The organism is Bacillus sp. Xin1, from assembly GCF_013314535.1.
Classification (GTDB): Bacteria; Bacillota; Bacilli; order Bacillales; family Bacillaceae_G; genus Bacillus_A.
Genome location: NZ_JABUAE010000019.1, coordinates 1 through 19978, shown reverse-complemented (window position 1 = coordinate 19978; position 19978 = coordinate 1). Strand labels below are relative to the sequence as shown.

Genomic DNA, 19978 nt, shown 5'->3' with positions numbered 1-19978 from the left:
CCCTTTATTTAATATTTTGATTAACTTGCTATCTTTTTATTTGATGTTTTGAGTTTTTCAGCTTGTAAGAAAAGATTTGTTTCTGCTACCACAACACCACTTAATCCAATTAGACCAATTAAGTTTGGAATTGCCATAAGTCCGTTTGCGATATCAGCAAATGTCCACACGATTCCGAGTTTTAAGTTGGCACCGATTGCAATCATTACAATAAAGATGGCTTTATAATATCGTACGGCACCTTGTCCGAATAAATAAGCTACACATTTTTCACCATAATAAGACCATCCTAAAATAGTGGAGTAGGCAAATAATATAATTGCAATACCGAGAATCATACTGCCAGCATTGCCAAATACAGATTGGAAAGCAAGTGTTGTTGCTTCAACACCAGTTTTTCCAGATTTCCAGGCGCCTGTTGTAATTAATACTAAACCAGTAATTGTACAAACAATAAATGTATCAAGGAAAGTCCCTGTCATTGACACAAGTGCTTGTTTAGCAGGTGAATCTGTTTTTGCAGCAGCTGCTGCAATTGGGGCGCTTCCTAATCCTGCTTCATTCGCAAATACTCCGCGTGCCATCCCGATTTGGATAGCAGAAGCAACCGTAGCACCGATAAAACCACCAGCAGCTGCAGTACCTTGAAATGCACCAGAAAAAATAAGTGAAAATGCCTCTGGAACTTGATCAAAGTGATAAAAAATAATAATGAGGCCAGAAATTACATAAAAGAAAGCTTTAAGTGGAACAAAAAATCCAGTGACTTTCCCGATTTTTTTCACCCCACCTAAAATAACAATCGCAATTAAGAAAGCCATTAATATACCAGTTAAAGCAGGGGGAAATGAAAAGTTTATTCTCATAGCCTCTGCAACGGAATTCGATTGGACCATATTTCCGATTCCAAAAGAAGCTGTTGTTCCAAAAATCGCAAATAAAATAGCGAGCCATTTTTTCCCTAAACCACGTTCTAAGTAATACATTGGACCACCAGAATATTCGCCGTTTTCATTACTTACACGATACTTTACTGCGAGGATTGCTTCTGCATATTTCGTTGCCATACCGAACAAGGCAGTGATCCACATCCAAAATATTGCCCCTGGCCCACCGATTGTAACAGCTGTTGCGACACCAGCTATATTTCCCATACCAATGGTCGCGGCCATTGCTGTCATGAGTGCTTGGAAATGACTAATATCTCCCGAAGAAGATATGTCTTCTGATTTTCGAAATGCTAGTTTGTGAGCGTATAATAGTTTACTAAACTGTAAACCTTTTAGACGCACTGTGAGAATGATTCCAGTCCCGACTAGAAGGAATAAGGTTGGTAATCCCCATACGTAGTGATTGATTTGTTCTAATACTTTACTTACTGTCTCCATCTTTATTCTCCTTTTAGAAAAAATAAAAAACCACTTCACATAAATGAAATGGTCTCTGGAGAAACAAGGAATAGAAAAATAAACCGATACAAATCGGTGTTTTCTTTCTCTTGTCTCTGTCCTTTTACCTGAGAGATTATCCGCTAGTATAAGCGGATTTGCTCCTTCGGTGCTCTGTTTCCTCTGCACTATATGATAGGCGAGAGGGAGTCTCTCCAGAGATTCGTCCCCATGCAGTTCTACTTGTAACCAAGACCTGAGAGTTTCAAAGCTGAATCATCAACTTTTTGCCCCGTCGGTAGATCAATTGATCTTCTCCTGAATGGTTCATCCGAATTATGTGATTAAAAGCTTAGTTATATTGATATGAAATGATTTTTACATAATCAATAAACAACATTATAGGCTCCTTATAAAAGAATTGCAATTATTTTATATTGGAAAATAATTTTTAGCAAAAGTCTTATATCTTAAAATGAAGAGAATTATTTCTGTGTAATCCCTGATATTCTTTCTATTTCATTTAAAGTAGATAACGCAATTACAATATGTTGATCAGCAAGTCCTAAAGATTCCTTTGCGTTATGTATACTTTCGTCTAACGGTGTATCATCGTTATAACTTTGTATAACAGATAAAGCGGCGTTTCCCATATAATTTGAGGCAGCAATAAATTCTTTTCTAAAGCTATTCATCTTCTTTTTTAAATTAGGATCATTCATGTTGTTTTCAGCTTGAAAAGCATCCATTTTGGTAGATAGCTCCTTGTAATGATTCGCTATATTGTTCATTTTATCTAGTGATTCAGCTGTATTTATATGGTTTGGGTTTGAATTTAGCTCAGTCCACGCCGGTAGCCATTCTTGCTCGACAGTATTATCGTATTTTGTAGTAAGAAAATCGATTTGGGATTTTAATTCTTGCTGATAGATTTTTTTATCGATAGGTTCTTTTGTAGTTTGTATTTTTGTTTCTTTTGCGTGGTTCAATAAAATAATGGTTCCAATGCTGGTGATAATCAGTATGCTAAAAAGCCAAAACCACCATTTTTTATAGAACGATTTTTTCATCTGGTATATCCTCCTAACATGCAAAACATGAGATGTATCAATCTATAATAACAAGTTACATAGTTGAAAAATGTTGTATTTTGTCGAAAAAAAGAAGGGGTTGGAGAAATAAATAATAATAGGATTATACAGTAAGAATTAGTAAAATATTAAATGATATTACTTTAATATATAAGGATGGAATTTTCGATGGAGAAAAAGAGACGGAAAATATACTCTAATATTATTATGATAGGAGTTTTAGGAGGGCTATTCGCGCTAATATTCATGACGAAAGAATCAAAGATTAAAGATTTTCCAGTTCCTATGTCAGCTATTCATATTGAAGATGACAATCAAGCAGATTATCAATATATAAGTCTAATGCCTATTTCAAAAGTAAAGGGATGGGAGAATCTTGGAGAAGATGGACATACTGTAGTATTTCAAAAAGGAGATAGGAAGGTGATTGTATTGCATTATCCAGGGGAAAATACGTATTTCTTGTTTGAGAAATAGATTTAGATATTGAAAAGTGGAAAAAACGTTATTAAACAAGAAGGAAGACATATATAACAAGTAATAATATTCACAAATAGGAGGGACTTGGAATGCGAAAAAAGTCATCCGTTTTTGGATTGATTGCGGGTATAGTATCAATATTATTGTAGATTATTTTAAACTTCTTTAATCCTTATTCAAATCAAGAGAATGATGGGACAGTTTTAATAACTTTAGTTAGATTGGTTCTTCCTGCTTGTTTAGCGATGGTTTCTTTTTTTATTTCCAAAAAAATATTAATGTTAATTGCTTTCATTTGGTCCTTTCCTTTAAGTTTGTATCTACTAATGACCCCCAGTATATTTATCTTGTTTGGAATTACAAATTTTACTTATCTTTTTAGTTATATTAATGCGAAAAGAACTAGTTGCTAGGTAGCACCTTTTATGAAACTTTCCTTTTGTCAGTTAATTTGCAAATCGAGGAGAGTACTTCTCACGTGTACAACAATGGTATCTATTAGGATAAACAAAAAAGGATAGAGAAGAGGATGGATCACATGAAACGGATTCTGACGTATGTAGTACCGATTTTTTTAATGATGTTAGGGAGTTGCAGTATGTTTCATAAAGAAACAACTGATATCAAGTACTTGATTCCTGAAGGCTATGAAGGAGATTTGGTCGTGCTATATAATGTACCAGACGCCAAACCGCTTGAAATAGAAGATGGGTTTCAGGTTGTTTCGTTTACAAGCGAAGGAACTGCTATCACATCTACCAAAGATATGAAATATGGCAGGGTAAATGATCAGTATTTTACGGTTGATAAGAACGGAAATCGCAAAAAATTAGATCAATCTTGTATTCATATGATGTCAAACGGGGCTTCTACAAACCACGCAGGAGAACCTAATGAACATACGTTGCCTTTTAATAAACTAGAAATCACACAGTCACAGTGTGGTCCGCAATTCAATTCAGCTGGAAGAAAGGTACCTGATAATCAGGCACACCCCATTGAAGAGAAACTAGAAAAACTAATTCAAAGTGTATATGACAAAGGATTAATCCAACAAAAGTAACGTTCACAAAGTTATTTTTCTGAATTTTTTTGTTTTATAATCAATTTGTACATAATACTTTATATAGAAATGAGCTGATTAGTTGTCAACTATTAAGAAAATAGGTCGTTTTTGTCCTGTGGATGATACGGGATACATTATTAATGATTCACATATCAATAATATTCAGCCAGTCTTTTTGAAAGTTATACAACAAGTAAAGGATATATGTTTTCATTTGCTGCAGGATGACCTTCATAGCATTTATATAAGAGGATCTGTTCCAAGAGGGATTGGAATAGAGGGGATTGCAGATATAGATACGATTATATTAGTTCGAAAAGCGCCTGAAGAAATAGATTTGGAATGGAGTGAAAATATAGAGCAACAATTGCTTCGGAAATTTGGTTGTATATCTGGTGTGGAATTGAGTTTTTATGATGTTGAAGAAGTATTACATTCCAGTCGTTTTTCGTTTATAAGTTTTATGATTCAAACACATGGAGTATGTCTATTCGGTGAAGATATAAGGCCACAGCTACCTAAATATAAAGTAAGTCAAGAATTAGCTCGTGAACATCTTATACATTTACAGTCACAAATCGAACAAGCTTGTGGAGAGTTAATTCATAATAAAGGCAGTGATGATATAACCGATTGTTGTCGCTGGATTATGAAGATAGTAGTTAGAGCAGGATTAGCATTAACAATTGATAAAGAAGGACTTTATTCTAGAGACCTTTATCCAGCGTATGAGTTGTTCAGTAAGCATTATCCAGAGCAAGAACAAAATATGAGGAAAGCACTGCAATATGCAGTTGATCCTATAGATGACATAATAGAAAATTTAGCGTTTTTAGATAATTTTGGAGGTTGGATGTTAAAAGAAGTGGATCATTATTTAAATAATAGGGAACGAAACAAAACATAATTTTATTATGTAAACAAAAGGGTTCCATTTTTTTAGTTATAGGTAAGGAGAAATGAGAAAGATGGATTTTTACATTGTTGATGTCTTTTCACAGGGGAAGTATACAGGTAATCAACTTGCAGTATTTGTAGATGCTCATCAAATTTCAAGTAAGGAAATGCAGTTAATAGCAAAGGAAATAAACTATGCTGAAACAACGTTTATTCTCTCAAAAGAACAGAAGAATGAAGGGTATGATGTACGCATTTTTACACCAAATGAAGAAATACCTTTTGCTGGGCATCCTGCATTAGGAACTGCTTTTGTACTTAGAAAAGAAATTCTTCAAAATGATACGATTAAAGATATTCTGTTACGTTTTCAAGGTGGTTCTATACAGGTTACTTTTCATGATGAAAAAAATGTAGTATGGATGCATCAAAATGAACCTAGATTTGGAAGGGAATTAGATAGAGATACGATTGCAGAAGTACTAAATATTGATATTTCTCAAATAGATCTTCGATATCCAATTCAAGAAGTATCAACAGGTTTACCAGTTATTCTTGTGCCGTTAAAATCACTAGCTGCTGTAAAAGAAGTTCAAATCAATAAGGAAAAATATTTTAAGCTAATCGAAAAGAGAGAGGCAAAAGGAATTATGGTATTTACCTCTGAAACATATGAAGAAGTAAATGATCTGAATGTCCGTGATTTTGCAGAGTACTATGGTATTCCGGAAGATGCAGCAACTGGTAGCTCTAATGGATGTTTAGCAGCATATTTAATAAAAAATCGGTATTTTTACAAAAAGAAAATAAGTTTGCGTGTTGAACAAGGATATGAGATAAATCGACCTTCATTATTACATATTCGAGCAGAAGAAATAGAAGATGTAATTGATGTTTTTGTAGGTGGAGAAGTAACAAGCATCGCAAAAGGGATATGGAATATATAGTAGGGGGGAGCAGCATGTTATTAAAAACGATATTTTGTCAGGTAGAAAAAGAGAAAAAGGGTTTGTTTTCAGGGGCGCAAGAGAAATGGAGAGTTTTACAAAATCTAGAGGGATTTCATGGACAATTTGGAGGCTGGCATGAAGGTGAGGCCTGTGTATTTACTGTATGGGAAAACATGAATACATATCAAAAATTTATGAATGAAATGCATGATCCAATTTTTTATAATAACAATCAAAAGGATACGTATGTATCTTGTGAAATAGAGTTATTTCAAACGTTATTTGATATAAAAGTTACTCCATTTACGAATGTACTTGCAAAAACTCCATTTGTCAGAGCAGCAGTTTGTGATGTGAAAAGAGGCAGGAAAGAGAACTTTTTACATATACAAGAAACAATTTGGAATAAAGGAATGGAAAAATCAGAAGGAATGTTAGGAGGCGTTGTGGGAAGATCTCTTAAAAACGCTAATCGCTATGTCGTCCTTTCTTTTTGGGAAAATGAAATGTCACATCAGCGTTATGTGAAAGAAGTTTTTCCTGGGTTATATGAGTTAGCTAATGTAACGGAGGATGTTGAAAATATAAATGGAAAGCAAGTTGCGTGTATAAAAGAATGGTCTGTATATTAATTATAAAAAAAGTGAATAAATGATGTATATCTAGGATAAATGATTTTAGTAGTTATGGTTGTATGAATTGTTAGTTTGAAAGTAGAGGGCGTGCAGTGAATGTATTATTGGAATGTAGTTCAATAAGACGAATTCTTTTCTTTTAAACATAAAATTTATAGAAGACGCCATATACCCTTTCATGTTACTATATTTAAGTTATAATAGGAGGCTTACCCTTTTGTATTGTACGGTAGAAGCAGTGTGAGCTTGAAATTTTTAAAGAAAAGGATGTGCCAACTTGCGAATTAATAAATTTATTAGTGAATCTGGAAAAGCATCTAGACGTGGAGCAGATAAGTTAATTAATGAAAGAAGAGTAATTATTAACGGAAAGGTTGCAAAAATAGGTGACCAAGTACAACCAGGTGATGATGTGCGAGTAAATGGAGAGCAACTTAGAATTGCTCGAGACCATGTGTATATCGCTTTAAATAAACCAGTAGGTATTACATGTACAAGTGAAAAGGCAGTTAAAGGAAACATTATCGATTTAGTGAATCATCCTTTACGAATTCATCACGTTGGACGTCTTGATAAAGATTCAGACGGTTTAATTTTGTTAACGAATGATGGCGATATTATTAATGAAATTTTACGTGCTGAAAATAAACATGAAAAAGAATATATTGTTTCAGTAGATAAACCGATTACACCTGAATTTTTAAAACAAATGGCAGCGGGTGTTAAAATTTTAGGTACAAAAACACTTCCTTGTGAAGTAACACAGTTATCAAAATATGAGTTTCAAATTATTTTAACACAAGGATTGAATCGCCAAATTCGTCGTATGTGTGAAGCTTTAGGTTATCAAGTTTACACATTAAAACGTACGCGAATTATGAATATCCAGTTGAATAATTTACCAGTTGGACAGTGGAGAGATTTAACGAAGAAAGAGAAAAAAAGATTATTTGCAGACTTAAACTATGAACCACAAGATTGGTAAAAAAGATAGGGGAAATCAAAAAGCATGAAAATTGTTTTTGGTTTCCCTTTTTTTATTGAACAAAAATTTTTTTTGACACTTGCAAAAATAAAAGGAATAAGATATATTAAATAACAATTAATGGATTTATTATAAAAGCAAAGAAAAGGACACGAGTTATTTTTAACGGTTGTACAGAGAGGGAAGAAATGCTGAGAACTTCCCAACGCAGGGAAATAACTTACCACCTTAGAGCTGTACTGGGGAAAATCAAAGTATCTAGTGCCGTGTAAGCGACGTTACCGCAAAAGAAGCCATTGTACGATGATGTATGATGGGAATCTGGGTGGAACCACGAATATAAGCATATTCGTCCCTTTTATTAGGGATGAGTATGCTTTTTTATTTTTAATTTTATAATAAGCGAAGAAAAGGACACGAGTTATTTTAAACGGTTGTACAGAGAGGGAAGAAATGCTGAGAACTTCCTAACGCAGGGAAATAACTTACCACCTTAGAGCTGCACTGGGGAAAATCAAAGTATCTAGTGCCGTGTAAGCGACGTTACCGCAAAAGAAGCCATTGTACAATGATGTATGATGGGAATCTGGGTGGAACCACGGGTAAAAGCACGCTCGTCCCTATTATTAGGGATGAGTGTGCTTTTTTATTATGAAATGGAGCGATAAAAATGAGAGAACAGATGATTGAAATTATTTTTCCAGATGGTAGTGCTAAAGATTTTGTAAAAGGTATTACTCTAGAAGAAATTGCAAATTCAATTAGTACTAGTTTAAAAAAGAAAGCAGTAGCCGGAAAGGTAAATGACCAATTACTTGATTTACACCGAAATATTGAAGAAGATGCAGAAATTCAAATTATAACTCTTGATTCAGAGGAAGGAATAGAAGTTGCAAGACATACCGCTGCACATATATTAGCTCAAGCTGTTAAGAGAATATATGGTGATGTGAAATTTGGTGTAGGACCTGTTATTGAAAATGGATTTTATTATGATATGGATCTTTCAAGCAGTATAGGTGTTGAAGATTTACCTAAACTCGAAAAAGAAATGCAGAATATTGTGAACGGAAATTTGAAAATAGAGAGAGTTGAAATTACTAGAAAAGAAGCAGAGGAGCTTTTTCAAAATGTAAATGATCATTTGAAATTGGAACTTTTAGAAGCGATTCCTGAAGAGGAAGTTGTTACAATTTATAAACAAGGAGAATTTATTGATTTGTGTCGTGGTCCACATTTACCGTCAACTGGCTATTTGAAAGCATTTCAATTAACTCATGTTTCCGGTGCATATTGGCGTGGAGATAGTAATAATCAAGTACTTCAGCGCATATACGGCGTTGCGTTTTCTTCGCAAAAAGAATTAGAAAGCTATTTGCAGTTTGTAGAAGAGGCAGCAAAGAGAAATCATCGTAAACTCGGAAACGAACTTGAATTATTCATGTTCTCGGAAGAAGCACCAGGAATGCCTTTTTATTTACCGAAAGGACAAATCATTCGTAATGAATTAGAGTCTTTTTTAAGAGAGATACAACAAAAATATGATTATCAAGAAGTTCGTACTCCTTTAATGATGAATCAAGGATTGTGGGAAGAATCGGGGCACTGGGATCATTATAAAGATAATATGTATTTCTAAGAGGTAGACAATAAAAGCTTCGCATTAAAACCGATGAATTGTCCTGGACATATGTTGATATTTAAAAATAAACTACGTTCATACCGTGATTTACCAATTCGAATGTGTGAATTTGGTCAAGTACATCGTCACGAATTCAGCGGTGCATTGAACGGACTACTAAGAGTTCGTACATTCTGTCAGGATGATGCACATTTATTTGTGACTCCTGAACAAATAGAAAGTGAAATAAAGTCAGTGTTAAAACAAATTGACTATGTCTATAGAACATTTGGTTTTGAATACGAAGTTGAGCTTTCAACAAGACCTGAAGACTCAATGGGTGATGATGAGCTATGGAATCAAGCTGAATCATCTCTCGAGAATGTGCTGAAATCATTAGATTATAATTATAGAGTAAATGAAGGAGATGGCGCATTTTACGGACCAAAAATCGATTTTCACATTAAAGATGCTTTACAAAGAAGCCATCAATGCGGAACAGTTCAGCTTGATTTCCAAATGCCAGAGAAATTTGACTTGAATTATATTGATGAGAGAAATGAGAAAAGAAGACCAGTTGTAATTCACCGAGCTGTATTAGGTTCTTTTGATCGCTTTTTAGGAATATTAATTGAACATTTTGGAGGAGCATTCCCAACATGGTTAGCTCCGGTTCAAGTAAAGGTAATTCCTGTTTCTACTCTAGTGCATGAACAATATACAAAAGAAATTGAAGAAAAGTTACAGAGCGTTGGTCTTCGCGTCGAACGAGATGTTCGTAGTGAAAAACTAGGTTATAAAATAAGAGAAGCTCAGATTCAAAAGATACCATACGTTCTTGTTATAGGAGATAAAGAAATGGAGAATGGAGCGGTAAATGTACGCAAGTATGGTGAAGAAAAATCTGAAGTGGTTTCGCTATCTACATTTATAAAAGGTATACAGGAGGAAATTTATCATAAAAAATCTAGATAATTAACTAAACATGTAAGAGTACACCACTTGATATGAAGTGGTGTGTTTTTTGAAGTTACATATGATTGTTGGCTTTATGAGAAGGTCGTCATTGAGGAGGCAGGAGAAAAAAGACTCCTTTTGGATTTGCTCCGAATCGAGTTCGTGAATTAAATATACAAGAGGTATCAGTATTATGTATGATTGTAGTCCTTCTTATGTTGGCAAGGTGAAGAGACAGTGGAAGAAAGGGGATGGGTCTTGGAAGTTAGAATAGAGTTATGAAAATGCATGAATTAATACTAAATTTGAATTTTGTTAAGAAATGAAGAATAAATGTGAATGATTAGATGATAATGGGGAAAAGCAAAAGAATTCTTTATAAGGATCCTTTTGGTGAGTTAATCTAACAATCACATTTGCAATCACAGTAATATTCATCACACGAATCACTCTTATCATTGCAACAGATGCAAAATGTTTTTTTGATTTAATCAGCCATATGTCCCTCTCCTTGTATTTTTGTCCATATATATTATTTGGAAGACAGAAGGTATGATTGGACAAAATGGTATCAAGTTTTTCGGTATAAAAATTCTATTTTGTCGAGAGAATTTTGCAAGAACGAAGTTGAAAAACAGATGAAAAGTGCAAGAAAAGATTTTTCTTTCCATCAAAAAGTATCTAAATAAAAAAGATAGATGAGAACAATCTGTTTTCAGCTATCTTTTTTCAATTTTACAAAGGTGGTAAATCAAGTTTTCCTTCTTCAAATAACTCTTTTAACATATGTTTCGTATAACCTGCTGCTTGCCCAAATGTAATTTTGGCAGGCATCGGTGCTTCATTTACATCTACCACTACATCAATAATGCAAGGTTTATCTTGCTTAACTGCATTTTCAAAAGCAGGAAGTAATTCATCGATATGTTCAACACGGTAACCCACTCCGCCGCATATTTCGGCATATTTCGCAAAATTAGGGTTTGTTAAGTCTGTACCAAATTCAACATTTCCCATTACTTCTTGTTCGAATTTAATCATAGCGATTTTATTGTTATTTAAGACAACAACGATAATTGGTAATTTATATTTAACGGCAGTAACAAAATCATTCATCGTCATCCCAAATCCACCATCACCGCAAATTGCAAAGACTTGTTTATCTGGATAAGCAAGTTGCCCGGCAATTGCCCCAGGTAGACCACATCCGAGTGTAGCGAGCCAACTAGAGATGATGAATTGTTGATTTGTCATCCGAAAATGACGAGCAGCCCATACTGTAACATTCCCCACATCTACTGATAAAATGGCATCATCGTGCGCGACATGCTGCAGGGCATGCATAACCCTTTGTGGTTTAATTGGTGTAGAAGAGTCCTCTTCTTGATTATGCAATTTTTCTTCCCATTTTTTCATTAGTTCTTGATGATGCTCTAGGAATGAATGATCTTGATGCTTTTCTACATTTGCTAAAAACCACTTTAATGTTTTATCTGCATCACCAGCTAGGCCGATATCTGTCGCATAACGCTTTCCGATTTGCGCAGGATCTGTATCAATATGAAGTGTCTTTGCTTTTTCAGGTAAAAAGCCAGTGAAAGGATAAGAAGTACCGACCATGATTAATGTATCTGCATGCTTCATTGCTTCGTAAGACGGTTTTGTCCCAATTAACCCTAATCCGCCTATACAAAGAGGATGTTCATCTGGAATAATCCCTTTTGCCGGAAGTGTTAAAACGATTGGAGCGCCAATATGTTCTGCAAATGCAAGTAAAGATTCTTTCGCATGTTTTGCTCCTTTTCCAGCTAAAATAACAGGTTTTTTCGCTTCATTTAGTGCTAGTTTTGCCAGCTTTAGATCCTCTTCTTGCGGGAAGAGGTCGGGTAATGTAAAAGAAGAACTTGTTATACGCGCACCAGCTTCCACTTCAAACTTCGGAATATCATCTGGTATAGTAAGAACAGATACACCTTTCTTTGTATACGCCATACGAATGGCTTGGTTTACAACTGCAGGGAGTTGTTCAGCTGACATAATTCGTTGATTATAAACAGCCACATCATCAAACATTCTTTCTAAGTTTATTTCTTGGAAGAATCCAGTTCCGAGTAAATCTGATTCCACTTGCCCTGTAATTGCAAGAACGGGTGCTTGATCTAGTTTCGCGTCATATAATCCATTTAATAAATGAATCGCCCCAGGTCCAGCAATCGCCATACAAACACCGAGTTTACCGGTTAATTTTGCATAGGAAGCGGCCGCTAAAGCACCAGCTTCTTCGTGGCGAACTTGAATGAATTTAATTTTGTCTTGTTTTTTTCGAAGCGGTTCAATAATAGAATTGATTGAATCCCCAGGCATGCCGTAAATGTGATCAACACCCCATTCGATAAGCAAATCAACAAGGGTTTCACCTGCTGTTTTACGAAACATAATAGATCCTCCTTGTGCATTGAGATACTATTATGTTTTGGATAAATAGGAAAAATATACAAAAAGTAAGTCCTTATTTTAATGATGGTTAGCGAAAAGAGTAAAAACGGTTATGAGTAAAAATCCACTAAGAGACCAAGAAAGGAAGGGGAAAGGAGAAAGGTGTTTTTTTGCTTTCCATAACATCTCATGTATTGTCACATATCCTAAAGAACCGATTGCACTCCCCATTACTAGTCCTTGTAAGTGAATTGCTTTCCCGTTCATCATCATTCCAAAGAGTGTACCAGTGCCGAGGATAATTGATAATAGCAAAATTGTTAATAGAAATGAAATATATTTATATTGTGTAAAGAGAAAAGGAATGATTAAAGCTAATCCTTCTGGAATATGGTGTATAACAATCGCAAATAAGAACGTAATTGCAGTTTCGTTATGACTTGTAAAGGCAGCCCCTAATGCAAACCCACTTGGCATGTTGTGAATAAAAATGGCGAAGGAAAGAAATAAAAAAGTTTGCCATGTTTGCTTGTCTTTTTTATGTATGATAGGGTGATGGCAATAACTATCTAGTAAACCCATAATTAATATACCAAGAGTAATTCCGAGCATAGGACCAATGATTTCATAGCTCGAAAAAGTTTCTGGAATGATTTCTAATGATAATAACCCAAATAAGATGCCGCCACATAGCGCGTATAAACAGTGCATTTTTTCTTCAATCAGTTGACGTGTGGCAAGGCCAACAGCGCTGCCTAATAATAACCCACCAAATGAAAAAAACGTAACGATCATCGGGATCCATAACCGTTCCATATTATCACACTCCATTTTTGTAACCTTCATTTTCAGCTTACTGTGATAGGAAAGAGATTAGTCCACATTATTAGGAAGTAATTCTAGAGAAAGTGAAAAAAGATATCTATTTATTTGTTGTAAAAAGAAACTATTGTTGAGTAACCTTGAAGCAGTCAGAAATGGGGTAATTCAAACGGGGAGTGTGATTACATTAGCAGGCTTAATCTTAGCAGGAACGTTTGCTGTTTTAGCTACTTTACCAATTTAAGTGCTTGTTCAATTTGGTATTGTTACAGCAATAGGTGTACTGCTGGATACTTTTATTGTACGACCTCTTCTTGTACTTGCTATTACCGTTGTTCTAGGACGTTTTGCTTTCTGGCCAGGTAAGCTATGGAAGAAGGAAGAACAATCACAAAAATTAGATGCATGATAACATATTGAAGGTGAAAAAACCAAGGGTAAGTGAGTTTCCCTTGGTTTTTTATTGGAAATTACGTATTTACTAGCAGGAGGAGAAAACACTGCTAGTAAATAACTTGAGAAAATTATTATTAAAGTCACTTATATTCTTTTAATAGAAGTTTATTTAAAAGAAAGTATATTGGTAAAAAGACGCTTAAATAAATTCCAAAATTCAATATGAACAATAAGAAATCAAATTTATCAATAAACAAATTATAATTTAGATTGATCTGGAAATATATTAGGTCGGAAATCATATTTGATATTAAAATAGAGATGAAAATTACCATGAAGTGCTTCATCGGGATCACTCCTATAAAATAATAACTCTTACTGACATTCCTACCTTGAACAAACGAAAGGAATACACACCTAAAGGATATGTTGACCTTGCTTTGGAATGGCTCTTTCCAGATAAAGTGATTGTTGCTCGTGCAAAAGAAAACAAGGAGTGGAAAGAGGGATCAGTTCCAACTATGTTTACAATGTTATATGTAATTAATATAAAATTAGGAGAACAAAAGCAAATTACCTTTCTAAAGAAGAAGGAATTAGATAATGAGCCTCAAGTAGTTGGATCAAATATTACTTGGTATCGAAAGATTGAAAAGGAGAAGCAGGGAGATGTATGGGTAAAAGGTGGAATAAATGGTCTGGAATATCGGTGGTTAAAAAATGTTGACTCTGCACTGGTTTTTTTTATAAAAAGTAAATGAAACATCCTCAACTCCTATATTTTCTTATTCACCTAAAGTGGCGATTGCGCAATAACACTTAGATTTTAACGACTTTATTTTTGTTTTTTTTAGGTGCAGTGAAAAATTAAATAACTGTATTATCACGTTATCAAAAAAGATTCCTTTTAAATTCAAGGAATCTTTTTTGTTTTTTGCAATGAAATGTATGTGTTTGTTTAAAAAAAGATATTATTATTTGTTATATCTTTTTTACATATTGAAAATAAGAATAGAGATCTTTAGTTGTTTAAGCTAAAGATGGCGTTAATACAAATAAAATATGATTTGTTTCACCACTTTTGTTTGAAAATCGGTGTTTCACATTTGGCGGAATACGCACTACATCACCTTCGTCTAAAAAATATTCAGTTCCTTCTAGTTCAACATACGCTTGTCCTTTCATGACAACAGCGATTTCTTCTTTATCTTCGTGTGAATAATGGCTTTCCGTAGTGATTGCATGTGCATTTAAGTCCATCATTAAGAGTTCAATACGTGCTTTCATGAAATCTGGTGTTAACACATCATAGACAATATGATCGTTATTTTCACGATATACTTTCTTACGGTCTTTTTTTCTCGAAATGAGTGAATCCGTATCAATATCATTAATGAAAAGTGTAAACAATGGTACATTTAATGCTTTGGCGATTAATTCTAGTACACTTAATGAAGGATTCGCTTGTCCTCTTTCAATTTGGCTAATAAGCGAAGTACTGATTCCTGCATAATCGGCAAACTCACGAATTGTCATATTGTTTTTCTTACGATAGCTTAATACGGTTTGGCCAAGGCGATGGTTGATCATGATAAAAACTCCTTTCCATCATAATGTATGTTTTAATCCTTTTGTGCTGACATACTGAACATAAGCAATTCGTACTGTATTTCATTACAGAATCGTTTTATACTTACTCTTGTACATTATAATATATATATTTTATTATTATAAACAAAGTATCGGAGGATATAAAATTGAAATCACCAATTCTTTCTTACGCAATTTTATTTTTTGGTGTATTTGCTTTGTCAACTTCAGCAATCTTTGTAAAGTTAGCAGATGCACCGGCGGCAATCGTAGCATTTTATCGATTATTTTTTGCAACAATCATGCTTGTACCATTTTTATTAATCAGTAAAAAGAATCGAAATGAATTATATTCGTTGTCAAAAAAACAATGGGGACTCGGATTATTATCGGGTATATTTCTAGCAGCACATTATGTTTTGTGGTTTGAATCACTACATTACACTTCTGTAGCAAGTTCAACGGTTATCGTTACATTACAGCCACTGTTTTCGATGATTGGAAGCTATTTTCTATTTAAAGAAAGATTCAGTAAAGGTGCTGTAGTAGGTTGTCTTATAGCGGTTGTTGGAAGTATAGTTATTGGGTGGAAAGATTTTCAAATTAGTGGTCAGGCTTTATTTGGCGACATATTAGCTTTTATTGCTGCTGGCATCATAACTGCTTATTTCTTCGTAGGTCAACATGTTCGTAAAAAGCTATCTCTTGTTCCATATTCAGTTATTAGTTATGGGAGTAGTAGTTTGTTTTTAGGGATATTTACCTACAGTCAAAAAACATCCTTCTTCAATTATTCTGCGCAAACATGGTGGTCATTTATTGGATTAGCACTGATTGCAACGATTTTAGGGCAAACCATTTTCAATTGGTTGTTGAAATGGCTAAGTACTTCAGTGATTTCAATGAGTATATTAGGAGAGACAATCGGAACGTGTATCCTTGCATATTACATTTTGAATGAAGTCATTTCTTTACAACAAGGTATAGGTATTGTACTCATCTTAATTGGTCTGGCTATATTTCTGCTACAACCAAAGAAATAATGAATTATAGGATTTTGATTGATTGTAATTATTACCAATTGGGTGATAATGTTAAAATTATAAATAGGAAATCAATAAGATGTAGATCAGCCGACAGAAGTCTTACAAATCGAACGGTTACACTTGTTTGAAAGTGAAAAGAAAAAACTAGTAAAACTATTTATATGATAAAAAAGAGCACTTTGTCCCAGATTTTTACGCTTATTACCAGAGCAGATAACAAGTCTAGGAACTGAATGCATGACAGAGTGTTCTGGCCTCGATATAAGAAAAAGTAGTTGTACCTATTTTGTTTGCCTTTCGTCGGAAGATAGAATAGGTCGTCTTACATTCCATACAGACACTACCGAACTCTATATCGTTGTATCCCCTTTGTTGAACGAGAGGAACTGTTTTTGTGAGGACAGAGACGAGAATCCCCCACCTCAAGCTCTTGTAGAGGTAGGTGGGGGTAGTTCAATATCGGGACACAGATGTACAACTGGCTGTATAGGTGCTTATTTTCAGAGGATACCAAAAGACAGAAATATTTTAAGGTTTTCATCCAATAATGGAGAATATAAGGTATATAAATTTAAGTATATTGTATAGTAGGTAAGAGATGCTAGACTTTATGTTTTACAAAGCTTCATGAAGAGGTGAATCATTTGGTGAAAACAAGAAAATTAGCCTTCTAAAATAAAAAGCATAATTTTAGGAGGCTAATGAGATGAAATTTCATATAATTGACAGAGAAAATTGGGGCAGAAAACTATATTTTGAACATTATTTAAAGCTAAAATGTACATTTAGCGTGACGGCTAATATAGACATTACGAAGTTATTGAAACAACTTCGCAAAAAAGAAATAAAACTATATCCTGCTTTTATTTATATGGTCAGTAGGACAGTCAATGCCCATAAAGAATTTCGGACTTGCTTTAACAATGAAGATGTTTTAGGGTACTGGGATAAAATGATACCTAGTTATACAATATTTCATAATGATACGAAATCTTTTTCGAGTATATGGACCGAGTTTTCTAACGAATTCAGTATTTTTTATCAAAATTATCAAGATGATAGAAAGCAATATGGTGATGTTAAAGGGTTTTTCACAAAAGAAAATATTCCACCAAATTCTTTTCCTATATCTAGTATCCCTTGGGTTAGTTTCACGAGCTTTAATTTAAATATAAATAATGATAATAATTTCTTATTACCTATCATTACAGGTGGAAAATATTTTAATCAAGAAAATAAAATATTCTTACCGATCTCGTTACAAGCTCATCATGCTGTTTGTGATGGATATCATGCTAGTATGTTTATAGAAGAGCTGCAAGAATTAGTTAATAATTGTCATGATTGGCTTTATGAATGAGGGTGTTTACAGAAAAGTTAGTTTGTAAGAGGGGCTAATATGTATGAAAATTATAGAATTCAATAAACAAGACGCTGAAGAGATTATTAATTTGTTCTATGAGACAGTTCATTCAGTGAATGCAAAAGATTATTCAAAAATCCAATTAGATGTGTGGGCTCCTAAAGAAGAGAAATGCAATAAGATTGAAATTTGGAGAGAGTCTTTCATTCAAAATATCACGTATGTGGCCAAAATAAATGATACGATTGTGGGCTTTAGTGATATGACACATAAAGGCTATCTCGATCGACTTTATGTTCATAAAAATTATCAAGGAAAAGGAATAGCTTTGGCTTTAATTAATAAAATTGAAGCCAAAGCTAGAAAGTTAAAGTTACAAGAAATCAATACAAATGCAAGTATTACTGCTAAACCTTTTTTTCAGCGACGTGGTTACAGTATAGTTTGTGTACAAGATATAGAACGTAAAGGTGTTACTCTGATGAATTATCACATGAAAAAAGCATTAGACTAAAACAACAAGACAAGTAAATAATTAAACAGCTCGTTTTCTATATGAAAAATTAAATTAGATTAATATACTTCAGCCTATTTCAGCCAAGTAAATATGAGATTTCTTACGGGATAATAGGAAAAGATTTAAGCACTATATAAATAGTTGGTATCTCATATTTGTTTTTTAGTCTAAATGCACCGTGCAATTATATAATTCTGAATCCCATCCGTTCTCTAGCTTTCTAATTTTAGTAATGGATGTATTCTTTGGAGAATCATTCATGCTCAAATGCGGTACTAGTTCTTTAAGAAGATGCTTAATAAATGCGCCATGACTAACGATTAAGATATTTTTGTTAGGGTATTTATATGTAATTTCTTCAATAAAAGGTATAGCTCTGGCTATGACACTATCGGTACTTTCGATTCCTAAATCGAGCTCTCTCCAATCCTTTCCCCATTTTGAAATTCGTTCTTCTTCAGTTGTTCCCTCAATTTGACCACCACCTGCTTCACGAAGTCTAGGATCAAAATGGATTTCTATATTTTTAATGTTTTTTCCTATTGTTTTGGCAGTTTGCTTTGCTCTTAGTAAATCACTAGAGTAAATTAAATCCCAATTTTCTGTAGCTAAACGTTCTGCTAGTTTATAAGCATCATTGAATCCGTCTTGATCAAGTGGGATATTAGAATTTCCTTGCGCTCTACCTTCTTTATTCCAATGTGTGCTGCCATGGCGAATGATGCCTAGTGTTGTCATTTTGTATCCCCCTAATAAATAATAGATTTATCTCAACAATTATATAACAATTCAGGAAAAAAATGTTGTCATTCTATGGGATTAATTATGTGGACATGAGACAAAAAACAACTTCAAGTAGGAATTTTGCGCCGTAGTAAGGAATCTTTAAGATGTATGAGTTGGGAAATGGGGGGATTATGATGGAAGTTACAATTCGAGCAGTAGAAATACAAGATGCTAGAGCGATTCATCGTATATGTATACAAAATGAAGTGTTACCTTATATGGTTTTCTTACCTAGTATGCGGGTGGATGCAATGGAAAATAGAATTAGAAATTTAGCACCGAATCAATTTGAATTTGTGGCGGAGTATGATGGAAAAGTTATTGGATTTGTTGGTTTAACGCAAGGACAAGGACGAAGAGCACATTCGGGAGATTTATTCATTGGTGTAGATAGTGAATGTCATAATAAAGGGATTGGAAAAGCTCTGCTGACGAAAATGTTGGATCTTGCAGACAATTGGTTAATGCTAGAGAGGATAGAACTTGGTGTTTTGGAAATAAATCCTGGGGCAAAAGCATTATATGAAAAATTTGGATTTAGAGAAGAAGGGATAAAAAGGAGAAGTTTAAAAGCTCGCGGTAAGTTTATTGATGAAATTATGATGAGTCGCTTTCGACCAAATGGTTCAATTGTACATAATTAAAAGCTGGATGATTTTAAGAAAAGTGTAGAATTTATAGTGTAGTTACGGAATCTATAAAGAAGTTGTATAATAAAAAACAAAAAGTATGATATAAAATTGTCATGCTTTTTTGTTATGGTGAGATTGTTAAGGTAAGACCGTTTATATAAATTAATAATAATTGTAAAAAGAATATTGTATTTTAAAAAGGAATTCTGGGCATAAAGATTCAACAATAGAGAATTTCCGCTGCATTATCAGTTATTAGCAAGGAAGCTATACGGATGTTTTCGTATCATCTTATAAAGAGACTTAGGAAATGATCCTTC

Annotated in this window: 17 protein-coding genes, 3 pseudogenes, 1 riboswitch and 2 other annotated features; of the genes and pseudogenes, 14 read left to right on the top strand and 6 right to left on the bottom strand. The window is 33.8% G+C overall.

Going from position 1 to position 19978, the window contains the following annotated elements:
* Positions 1-20: 20 nt before the first annotated feature.
* Together HRG09_RS16685 and HRG09_RS16680 are read right to left on the bottom strand one after the other, a co-directional pair.
* Complete coding sequence (locus HRG09_RS16685) at positions 21-1388, bottom strand: alanine/glycine:cation symporter family protein (RefSeq protein ID WP_174102031.1); 1368 nt, start codon at positions 1386-1388, stop codon at positions 21-23.
* A 106-nt stretch (positions 1389-1494) separates the two neighbouring features.
* A riboswitch (glycine riboswitch) is annotated at positions 1495-1617 on the bottom strand.
* A 256-nt stretch (positions 1618-1873) separates the two neighbouring features.
* On the bottom strand, positions 1874-2458 hold the full coding sequence (locus HRG09_RS16680) for a hypothetical protein (RefSeq protein WP_174102030.1): 585 nt from the start codon (positions 2456-2458) through the stop codon (positions 1874-1876).
* Positions 2459-2647: 189 nt separating this feature from the next.
* On the opposite strand from HRG09_RS16680, the gene HRG09_RS16675 reads away from it, so the two are divergent.
* From HRG09_RS16675 to thrS, 7 genes and pseudogenes are all read left to right on the top strand, one after another.
* Positions 2648-2956 carry a hypothetical protein gene (locus HRG09_RS16675; RefSeq protein ID WP_174102029.1) on the top strand — a complete coding sequence of 103 codons (309 nt, stop codon included), beginning with the start codon at positions 2648-2650 and terminating at the stop codon, positions 2954-2956.
* A 541-nt stretch (positions 2957-3497) separates the two neighbouring features.
* Positions 3498-4022, top strand: a complete 525-nt coding sequence (locus HRG09_RS16670) for a DUF6843 domain-containing protein (protein WP_174102028.1) — start codon at positions 3498-3500, stop codon at positions 4020-4022.
* Between the two features lie 82 nt (positions 4023-4104).
* Positions 4105-4932, top strand: coding sequence for a nucleotidyltransferase (locus HRG09_RS16665; RefSeq protein ID WP_174102027.1), 828 nt, complete (start codon positions 4105-4107; stop codon positions 4930-4932).
* Positions 4933-4984: 52 nt separating this feature from the next.
* Positions 4985-5869, top strand: coding sequence for a PhzF family phenazine biosynthesis protein (locus tag HRG09_RS16660; RefSeq protein ID WP_174102026.1), 885 nt, complete (start codon positions 4985-4987; stop codon positions 5867-5869).
* 14 nt (positions 5870-5883) lie between these two features.
* Positions 5884-6504 carry a DUF4937 domain-containing protein gene (locus HRG09_RS16655; protein WP_174102025.1) on the top strand — a complete coding sequence of 207 codons (621 nt, stop codon included), beginning with the start codon at positions 5884-5886 and terminating at the stop codon, positions 6502-6504.
* 280 nt (positions 6505-6784) lie between these two features.
* Positions 6785-7492, top strand: a complete 708-nt coding sequence (gene rluF, locus HRG09_RS16650) for a 23S rRNA pseudouridine(2604) synthase RluF (protein ID WP_042983665.1) — start codon at positions 6785-6787, stop codon at positions 7490-7492.
* A 131-nt stretch (positions 7493-7623) separates the two neighbouring features.
* Positions 7624-7852: a binding site (T-box leader), on the top strand.
* A gap of 36 nt (positions 7853-7888) precedes the next feature.
* Positions 7889-8117: a binding site (T-box leader), on the top strand.
* Between the two features lie 45 nt (positions 8118-8162).
* Positions 8163-10088: pseudogene (thrS, locus tag HRG09_RS16645) on the top strand (threonine--tRNA ligase).
* 717 nt (positions 10089-10805) lie between these two features.
* On the opposite strand, the gene HRG09_RS16640 reads toward thrS, so the two are convergent.
* Complete coding sequence (locus HRG09_RS16640) at positions 10806-12506, bottom strand: pyruvate oxidase (RefSeq protein ID WP_174102024.1); 1701 nt, start codon at positions 12504-12506, stop codon at positions 10806-10808.
* A 78-nt stretch (positions 12507-12584) separates the two neighbouring features.
* Complete coding sequence (locus tag HRG09_RS16635; RefSeq protein WP_174102023.1) at positions 12585-13322, bottom strand: ZIP family metal transporter; 738 nt, start codon at positions 13320-13322, stop codon at positions 12585-12587.
* Between the two features lie 145 nt (positions 13323-13467).
* On the opposite strand from HRG09_RS16635, the pseudogene HRG09_RS16630 reads away from it, so the two are divergent.
* Positions 13468-13737 (top strand): annotated as a pseudogene (locus HRG09_RS16630) (MMPL family transporter); the annotation flags it as partial.
* A gap of 379 nt (positions 13738-14116) precedes the next feature.
* The gene (locus tag HRG09_RS16625) at positions 14117-14485 is read left to right on the top strand and encodes a hypothetical protein (protein WP_174102022.1); all 369 of its coding nucleotides are present in this window, start codon (positions 14117-14119) and stop codon (positions 14483-14485) included.
* Between the two features lie 268 nt (positions 14486-14753).
* On the opposite strand, the gene HRG09_RS16620 is transcribed toward HRG09_RS16625, so the two are convergent.
* Positions 14754-15314 carry a helix-turn-helix domain-containing protein gene (locus HRG09_RS16620; protein ID WP_174102021.1) on the bottom strand — a complete coding sequence of 187 codons (561 nt, stop codon included), beginning with the start codon at positions 15312-15314 and terminating at the stop codon, positions 14754-14756.
* A gap of 167 nt (positions 15315-15481) precedes the next feature.
* Between HRG09_RS16620 and HRG09_RS16615 the strand changes: the two genes are divergently transcribed.
* From HRG09_RS16615 to HRG09_RS16605, 4 genes and pseudogenes are all read left to right on the top strand, one after another.
* Positions 15482-16357, top strand: a complete 876-nt coding sequence (locus HRG09_RS16615; protein ID WP_174102020.1) for a DMT family transporter — start codon at positions 15482-15484, stop codon at positions 16355-16357.
* A gap of 459 nt (positions 16358-16816) precedes the next feature.
* A pseudogene (locus HRG09_RS28995) lies at positions 16817-16948 on the top strand (histidine phosphatase family protein); the annotation flags it as partial.
* 118 nt (positions 16949-17066) lie between these two features.
* On the top strand, positions 17067-17720 hold the full coding sequence (catA, locus tag HRG09_RS16610) for a type A chloramphenicol O-acetyltransferase (protein ID WP_174102019.1): 654 nt from the start codon (positions 17067-17069) through the stop codon (positions 17718-17720).
* 43 nt (positions 17721-17763) lie between these two features.
* Positions 17764-18237 carry a GNAT family N-acetyltransferase gene (locus HRG09_RS16605; RefSeq protein WP_174102018.1) on the top strand — a complete coding sequence of 158 codons (474 nt, stop codon included), beginning with the start codon at positions 17764-17766 and terminating at the stop codon, positions 18235-18237.
* A gap of 165 nt (positions 18238-18402) precedes the next feature.
* Here the strand turns inward: HRG09_RS16605 and HRG09_RS16600 are convergent, their stop codons facing one another.
* A complete protein-coding gene (locus HRG09_RS16600) occupies positions 18403-18978 on the bottom strand; it encodes a histidine phosphatase family protein (RefSeq protein WP_174102017.1) in 576 nt (191 codons plus the stop codon).
* 182 nt (positions 18979-19160) lie between these two features.
* On the opposite strand from HRG09_RS16600, the gene HRG09_RS16595 reads away from it, so the two are divergent.
* Positions 19161-19670 carry a GNAT family N-acetyltransferase gene (locus HRG09_RS16595; protein WP_174102016.1) on the top strand — a complete coding sequence of 170 codons (510 nt, stop codon included), beginning with the start codon at positions 19161-19163 and terminating at the stop codon, positions 19668-19670.
* Positions 19671-19978 lie beyond the last annotated feature (308 nt).

Bases quoted from the DNA above. Each gene is read 5' to 3' on its own strand.
- HRG09_RS16685 (WP_174102031.1), bottom strand. From the start codon at position 1,388: ATGGAGACAGTAAGTAAAGTATTAGAACAAATCAATCACTACGTATGG.
- HRG09_RS16680 (WP_174102030.1), bottom strand. From the start codon at position 2,458: ATGAAAAAATCGTTCTATAAAAAATGGTGGTTTTGGCTTTTTAGCATA.
- HRG09_RS16675 (WP_174102029.1), top strand. From the start codon at position 2,648: ATGGAGAAAAAGAGACGGAAAATATACTCTAATATTATTATGATAGGA.
- HRG09_RS16670 (WP_174102028.1), top strand. From the start codon at position 3,498: ATGAAACGGATTCTGACGTATGTAGTACCGATTTTTTTAATGATGTTA.
- HRG09_RS16660 (WP_174102026.1), top strand. From the start codon at position 4,985: ATGAGAAAGATGGATTTTTACATTGTTGATGTCTTTTCACAGGGGAAG.
- HRG09_RS16655 (WP_174102025.1), top strand. From the start codon at position 5,884: ATGTTATTAAAAACGATATTTTGTCAGGTAGAAAAAGAGAAAAAGGGT.
- HRG09_RS16640 (WP_174102024.1), bottom strand. From the start codon at position 12,506: ATGTTTCGTAAAACAGCAGGTGAAACCCTTGTTGATTTGCTTATCGAA.
- HRG09_RS16635 (WP_174102023.1), bottom strand. From the start codon at position 13,322: ATGGAACGGTTATGGATCCCGATGATCGTTACGTTTTTTTCATTTGGT.
- HRG09_RS16620 (WP_174102021.1), bottom strand. From the start codon at position 15,314: ATGATCAACCATCGCCTTGGCCAAACCGTATTAAGCTATCGTAAGAAA.
- catA (WP_174102019.1), top strand. From the start codon at position 17,067: ATGAAATTTCATATAATTGACAGAGAAAATTGGGGCAGAAAACTATAT.
- HRG09_RS16605 (WP_174102018.1), top strand. From the start codon at position 17,764: ATGAAAATTATAGAATTCAATAAACAAGACGCTGAAGAGATTATTAAT.
- HRG09_RS16600 (WP_174102017.1), bottom strand. From the start codon at position 18,978: ATGACAACACTAGGCATCATTCGCCATGGCAGCACACATTGGAATAAA.
- HRG09_RS16595 (WP_174102016.1), top strand. From the start codon at position 19,161: ATGGAAGTTACAATTCGAGCAGTAGAAATACAAGATGCTAGAGCGATT.